The sequence below is a fragment of the Noviherbaspirillum soli genome, assembly GCF_015352955.1.
Taxonomy (GTDB): domain Bacteria; phylum Pseudomonadota; class Gammaproteobacteria; order Burkholderiales; family Burkholderiaceae_D; genus Noviherbaspirillum_A; species Noviherbaspirillum_A soli.
Genome location: NZ_JACYOX010000045.1, coordinates 24,147 through 30,997 on the forward strand (window position 1 = coordinate 24,147; position 6,851 = coordinate 30,997).

Sequence of the window (6,851 nt, forward strand, 5' to 3'; positions counted from 1 at the left end):
CGCCCGCCTTACATGCTGCGCCGGTACTGTCCGCCCACCTCGAACAGCGCCTCGGTGATCTGCCCCAGCGAGCAGACGCGCACCGCGTCCATCAGCGTGGCAAACACGTTCTCGTCGTGGATCACCGCCTGCTGCAGCCGCTGCAGCATGGCCGGGGCCTCGGCCGCGTGCCGTTGCTGGAAGTCGGCCAGGCGCCCGAGTTGCGACTGCTTTTCCTCGTCGGTCGAGCGGGCCAGTTCGATCTGCTGCGGCACGTTGCTCGCATGCGGATTGCGGAAGGTGTTGACGCCGATGATGGGCAGGCTGCCGTCATGCTTCCTGTGCTCGTAGAGCAGCGACTCTTCCTGGATCTTGCCGCGCTGGTAGCCGGTTTCCATCGCGCCCAGCACGCCGCCGCGCTCGGCGATGCGCTCGAACTCCTGCAGCACCGCTTCCTCCACCAGGTCGGTGAGCTGCTCGACGATGTAGCTGCCCTGGTTCGGGTTCTCGTTTTTGGCCAGGCCCCATTCGCGGTTGATGATCAGCTGGATCGCCAGCGCCCGCCGCACCGATTCGTCGGTCGGCGTGGTGATGGCTTCGTCATAGGCATTGGTGTGCAGGGAATTGCAGTTGTCGTAGATCGCAATCAGCGCCTGCAGCGTGGTGCGGATGTCGTTGAAGTCGATTTCCTGCGCATGCAGCGAGCGGCCCGAGGTCTGGATGTGGTATTTCAGCTTTTGCGAGCGGTCGTTGGCGCCGTACTTGTCGCGCATGGTGACGGCCCAGATGCGGCGCGCGACCCGTCCCAGCACCGTGTATTCCGGGTCCATGCCATTGGAAAAGAAGAAGGACAGGTTGGGCGCGAAGTCGTCGATGTGCATGCCGCGCGCCAGATAGGCCTCGACGAAGGTGAAGCCGTTCGACAGCGTGAAGGCCAGCTGCGAGATCGGGTTGGCGCCGGCTTCGGCGATGTGATAGCCCGAGATCGACACCGAATAGAAATTGCGCACCTGGTGGTGCACGAAGTATTCCTGGATGTCGCCCATCACCTTCAGCGAGAACTCGGTGGAGAAGATGCAGGTGTTCTGGCCCTGGTCTTCCTTCAGGATGTCGGCCTGCACCGTGCCGCGCACGTTCTGCAGCACCCAGGCGCGGATCTTCTGGGCTTCGTCGTCGGTCGGCTCGCGGCCATTGTCGGCGCGGAACTTGTCCAGCTGCTGGTCGATGGCGGTGTTCATGAACATCGCCAGGATGGTCGGCGCCGGGCCGTTGATGGTCATCGACACCGAGGTGCTCGGGCTGCACAGGTCGAAGCCTTCGTACAGCACCTTCATGTCGTCCAGCGTGGCGATCGATACGCCCGAGTTGCCGACCTTGCCGTAGATGTCGGGCCGCGGCGCCGGGTCGGCGCCATACAGCGTGACCGAGTCGAACGCGGTGGACAGCCGCTTGGCGTCCATGCCCTGCGACACCAGCTTGAAGCGGCGGTTGGTGCGGAAGGCATCGCCCTCGCCGGCGAACATGCGGGTCGGGTCCTCGTTCTCGCGCTTGAAGGCGAACACGCCGGCGGTGTACGGGAAGGAGCCGGGCACGTTTTCCAGCATCAGGAAGCGCAGCACCTCGCCATGATCCTCGAAGCGCGGCAGCGCCACCTTCCTGATCTTGTTGCCGGACAGGGTTTCATGGACCAGGCCGGTGCGGATTTCCCTGTCGCGGATCTTCACCACGTATTCATCGCCGGCATAGGCGGCCTGCATCGCCGGCCACATTGCCAGCAGCTTCTTCGCTCCGGCATCCATGCTGGCGTCGCGGGTGTCGGCCAGGTCGGTCAGCGCAGACAGCGTGTTGGCGTCGGCGTCGGCCTGCGCCTCGGCCAGCATGCGGGCCGACTCGGTGAGCTGCTGGCGCTGGCGCGCCAGCGTCACCTGGGTGCCGGCGAACCGGTGATAGTGGCGCACGGTGTCGGCGATCTCGGCCAGGTAGCGGCTGCGCGCCGGCGGCACGATGGCATTGCGTCCGGAGGAATACCGCACCGCCACCGGCGCCAGCCGGCCCGGCTTCACCGGCAGGCCCATGTCCTTCAGGCGCGCCAGCAGGCCCTGGTAGAGCGCGGTCACGCCATCGTCGTTGAAGCGCGACGCCTGGGTGCCGTAGACCGGCATGTCCTCTGTTTTGCTGCTCCATAGCTCGCGGTTGCGCTGGTACTGCTTGGCCACGTCGCGCAGCGCATCCTGCGCGCCCTTGCGGTCGAACTTGTTGATGGCGACGAAGTCGGCGAAGTCCAGCATGTCGATCTTTTCCAGCTGCGAGGCGGCGCCGAACTCGGGCGTCATCACATACATCGACAGCCCCACATGCGGCACGATGGCGGCGTCGCCCTGGCCGATGCCGGAGGTTTCCACGATGACCAGGTCGAAGCCGGCCACCTTGCAGGCGGCGATCACGTCCGGCAGCGCGGCCGAGATTTCCGAGCCGGCCTCGCGGGTGGCGAGCGAGCGCATGAAGACCCGGTTCTGGCCCTGCCACGGACCGATCGCATTCATCCGGATGCGGTCGCCCAGCAGCGCGCCGCCCGACTTGCGGCGCGACGGGTCGATCGAGATCACGGCGATGTTCAGGTCATCCTCCTGGTCGAGCCGGATGCGCCGGATCAGCTCGTCGGTCAGGGAAGACTTGCCGGCGCCGCCGGTGCCGGTGATGCCCAGCGTGGGCGTATTGATGGCCGCTGCCGCCTCGCGCAGCTGCGCCGGCAGGGCGGGATCGGCCTTGCCGTTTTCCAGCGCCGTGATCAGCTGCGCCAGCGGCCGGTGCCGCTGCGCGATGTCGCCGCCCTGCAGCGCCTCCAGCGCGGTCGGCGCATAGGAGGAGAGATCGGTGTCGCAGGCCTGGATCATGGACTGGATCATGCCCACCAGGCCCATGCGCTGGCCGTCTTCCGGGCTGAATATGCGCGTCACGCCATAGGCATGCAGCTCCTCGATCTCGGCCGGCACGATCACGCCGCCGCCGCCGCCGAACACCTTGATATGCGCGCCGCCGCGCTGCCTGAGCAGGTCGATCATGTACTTGAAGTACTCGACATGGCCGCCCTGGTAGCTGGACAGGGCGATGCCCTGCGCGTCTTCCTGCAGCGCCGCAGTGACGATGTCGTCGACCGAGCGGTTGTGCCCCAGATGGATCACCTCGGCGCCATTGGCCATCAGGATGCGGCGCATGATGTTGATGGACGCGTCATGGCCGTCGAACAGCGAGGCGGCGGTAACGAAACGCACCTTGTTGGCCGGCTTCCAGGCGGCAAGGTTCTGGGTAACGGACAGGTCGGTCATGGAGTCTCCGGAATTCTTGTAGCGCTCAGGCAAGGACGGCGCGGATGGCATTGATCTGGAATTGACGTTAACGTCAACGTCAACGTCAAGGAGTATGCCTCAAACTGCCGTGAAAAGGGTAGCGGCGCGCCGCCGGACGGCATGGATGCCGGGTGTAGCCGGATGGCGTCATCAGAAAAAAGATTCCTGGCGGAATTAACGTCCCGTTTGCTACTATTGCAAACAGGAAATATATTGAATCCCGCCATGTCTCTTCCTTACCGCCTGAGAACCACCTTCCCCGCCGCCATGGCCATCGCCCTGTGCGCCGGCGCCAGCCAAGCCGCCGATCTTCCGTCACCCGACCTGGGCAAGCTGCTGGCCACGGGCGGCGTGAGCCAGGTTGAAGGCGCCGGCGGCGGCGGCTTGACGCCCTGGGCGCTGATCACAGGCTATGGCACCCGCGACAGCTATGGCGCCAACCTGCATGCCACGGCGATCCGGACCCAGGACTATGGCCTGGACAGCCATGGCGTGGCAGTCGGCCTGGCCGACCGGGTGGAGTTGTCGCTGGCGCGCCAGACCTTCCGCGGCAGCGACGGCGCGCTCGACGGCCTGCGCATCGGCCAGGACATTGCCGGCGTCAAGGTCAGGCTGGCCGGCGACGCGGTGTATGAACAGGACAGCTGGCTGCCGCAGATCGCCGTCGGCGCGATGGCCAAGCGCAATACGGGCGTGTCGGGCCTGGCCGGCGTCGACAATGTGAAGCAGCTGGGCGCGGCCAGCGACCATGGCGTGGATGTCTACCTGTCGGCCACCCGCATCCTGCTGGACAGGAGCCTGCTGATCAACGGCACGCTGCGCGCCACCCGCGCCAACCAGATGGGCCTGCTGGGCTTTGGCGGCGAGCGCGGCAACCATTACCAGCCGATGCTGGAAGGCTCGGTCGCCTACCTGTTCAGCCGCACCGTGGTGGGCGGCGTCGAATACCGGATGAAGCCGCGCAATCTGGCGGTGGACAGGGAAAAGGATTACTACGACGTCTTCGTCGCCTGGTTTCCCTCCAAGCATGTCTCGCTGACCGCCGCCTGGGTGGCGCTGGGCGACATCACCGTGCTCAACCCGACCCGGCAGAAAGGCGTCTACCTGTCGCTGCAGGCCGGCTTCTGAATCCTTCCACATAGCGCTTACCGACCATGCAATCCTTCCGCACCCTGATCGCCGTCCTGCTCGCCGTGGGCAGCCTGCATGCCTTCGCCGCCGATGATGCCCTGTACCAGGACCTGGGCGGCGGCGCCGGCATCCGCCGCATCGTGGCCGACCTGCTGCCGGCGGTGCAGGCCGATGCCCGCATCAGTGCCTCGTTCGACGGCGTCGACCTGGAGCACTTGGCGGAAAAGCTGGAAGAGCAGTTCTGCGATGTCGCCGGCGGCCCCTGCAAGTACAGCGGCAAGGACATGCAGACCATCCATGAAGACCTGAAGCTGAACCATGCGCATTTCAATGCGCTGGTGGAGGATCTGCAGGCGGCCATGGAGCGCAACGGGGTGCCGTCGCGGGTGCAGAACCGGTTGCTTGCGCGATTGGCGCCGATGCATAGGGATGTGGTGACGAGGTAGGGTGCTTGGGGGGCGAGGAGGCTTTGCCGTACGGGTAGCGACAGTTGCGGTTCAGCCCCGTTGATTGCGCCGTGAGGGCGATGGCCGAAGCGGATAAGGTGCGGCGCCTGTCGTAGGGTAGGTCGTAGGGCGGAATACCCCGCAGGGGCATTCCGCCAAGCGGTCGATCAGGCTGAGGCCTTGCATTGCCATGTTGTTTTACCCTTGAAGCACAAAGCGTCAATGCTGCCCGTGCGTTGCCGGGTAACGCAACACGATTGCACTGCCGTGGAGACAAGCCGGGTGTTCGCCCCGGCGGGCGACCTCCTTTTTTGCTTCGCCAAAAAAGGAGGCAAAAAAGGCGACCCGGTGATCGCGCCCCGCTGCGCGGGGTTCCCGTGTCAGCGGTGCCCGGAGCGGGGCGCGGCTAAACTCGCTCCGCTGCGCTCCACTCAGACAGACGCCGCACCTTTTCCCGCTCCGGGCACCGCTGACACGGCGCGCTCAACGGGATTTCACGACAAAAGCAACGGCTACGGCAACGCGCTAATCCGCAAGGTGCCGCGATGGGAGAGCGCCTGTTGGCCGAGATTGTCGGTGCGGGGAGCAAACCGATCGCCTTTACAACTATCAGGACTCCACTGACGCAAGCACGCGCCATAAGGACGCAATCGACCAGCTTGGCCTCAAGTCGCCCCAGGCTCTTGCCGAAAAGGCGCGCCCCGATGATGTGGCATCCAGGCTGCATCCAATGCTCAGGCTGATTCAATCAGCCAGCGCAATGGCAGTAAGCATCGCCCGACCGGCAGCCTGCAATGCGCCTGACTATTTCCCTTGCAATCCCATCCTTCATCGTCAATAATTCAAATGAGAATAATTCTCATCTTCCGGGGCCTGACAGCTCCGGATGCTTAATTCTTTAGCCGTTTAGCCGCTTCAGGCTATTCAACCCTTGACAGCCAGCCCCCGCGACAGCGGCAGCCAGCCACCATGCCATTTGCAAAGGAATGATGATGCCCACTGCCATCCTGAAGTCCGAATTTCCTGACTCGTCTGCCGTTGCCTCCCAGCCCGAGCTGCTGGTGTCGGCTGCCTTACACCTGATGTCCCACTACAGCACCCAGGCCCGCGAAGGCGGGCCTTGCCTGAAGCTGGCTTCGGTGATCGAGCGCCACCTGAAGGCGCTGGCGGCGCTGGCGGCGCTGCCGCAGCTGGCGCCAGTGCTGCAGGGCACCTGCAGCCAGCTGGCCGAACAATGGGCCATGCATATCGAGCAGGCAGCGCCGTCGGCGCGGCCGACATTGCTCACGCGGATGCTCAACGGCGCCCGTGCCTGAGGGGAGGCTTTTTCGGTCAGGATGCAGCCGAGGGATGCGCCATCGCCTTCACCGGCACTGGCTGACGCACGAATGACGGGCCGGCGCTGCAAATGCGCCCGCGCCCGACACGCTTGTCCTGCCTGCAAATCAGAATTCCTGCCAGTCGCCGCCCTGGTCGGCAACCCGTCTAGCCGGCACTTTCGCCCTTGCCGGAATGGCCGCCACGGCACGCGGGATGCCGGCAACCTGCGCAGCGGCCGGTCGGCCGGCCGGCACGGCGGCAACCGCGTCCTCCGCCGACAGCTTGAACGTGCCGACCGTCACTGCCAGCGACGAGGCCTGCTCCTGCATCGAACCGGCCGCTGCCGCCGCTTCCTCGACCAGCGCCGCATTCTGCTGCGTCACCTGGTCCATCTGCGCAATGGCCTGGTTCACCTGCTCGATGCCGGCGCTCTGCTCGCTGCTGGCCGCGGTGATCTCGGCCATGATGTCGGTCACCCGCTGCACGCTGGCCACCACTTCCCGGATCGTGCTGCCAGCCTGCGCCACCAGCTTGCTGCCGGCCTCGACCTTCTCCACCGAGTCGCCGATCAGGCCCTTGATCTCGCGCGCCGCCGCCGCGCTCTTCTGCGCCAGGCTGCGCACTTCGG

The 6,851-nt window shown here is 65.5% G+C and carries 5 protein-coding genes; 3 read left to right on the forward strand and 2 right to left on the reverse strand.

The features are described from left to right. Positions 1-8 precede the first annotated feature (8 nt). On the reverse strand, positions 9-3,305 hold the full coding sequence (gene icmF, locus IGW04_RS22605; RefSeq protein WP_194715360.1) for a fused isobutyryl-CoA mutase/GTPase IcmF: 3,297 nt from the start codon (positions 3,303-3,305) through the stop codon (positions 9-11). A 288-nt stretch (positions 3,306-3,593) separates the two neighbouring features. Between icmF and IGW04_RS22610 the strand changes: the two genes are divergently transcribed. The 3 genes from IGW04_RS22610 (at position 3,594) to IGW04_RS22620 (ending at position 6,219) form a co-directional block, all read left to right on the forward strand. Further along, a complete protein-coding gene (locus IGW04_RS22610; RefSeq protein ID WP_194715365.1) occupies positions 3,594-4,454 on the forward strand; it encodes a DUF3034 family protein in 861 nt (286 codons plus the stop codon). Between the two features lie 26 nt (positions 4,455-4,480). Then, positions 4,481-4,903, forward strand: coding sequence for a group I truncated hemoglobin (locus IGW04_RS22615; protein ID WP_194715361.1), 423 nt, complete (start codon positions 4,481-4,483; stop codon positions 4,901-4,903). Between the two features lie 992 nt (positions 4,904-5,895). Continuing rightward, positions 5,896-6,219, forward strand: a complete 324-nt coding sequence (locus IGW04_RS22620; protein ID WP_194715366.1) for a hypothetical protein — start codon at positions 5,896-5,898, stop codon at positions 6,217-6,219. 129 nt (positions 6,220-6,348) lie between these two features. Here the strand turns inward: IGW04_RS22620 and IGW04_RS22625 are convergent. Then, on the reverse strand, positions 6,349-6,851 hold a 503-nt coding region (locus tag IGW04_RS22625), incomplete at its 5' end, for a methyl-accepting chemotaxis protein (RefSeq protein ID WP_228527331.1).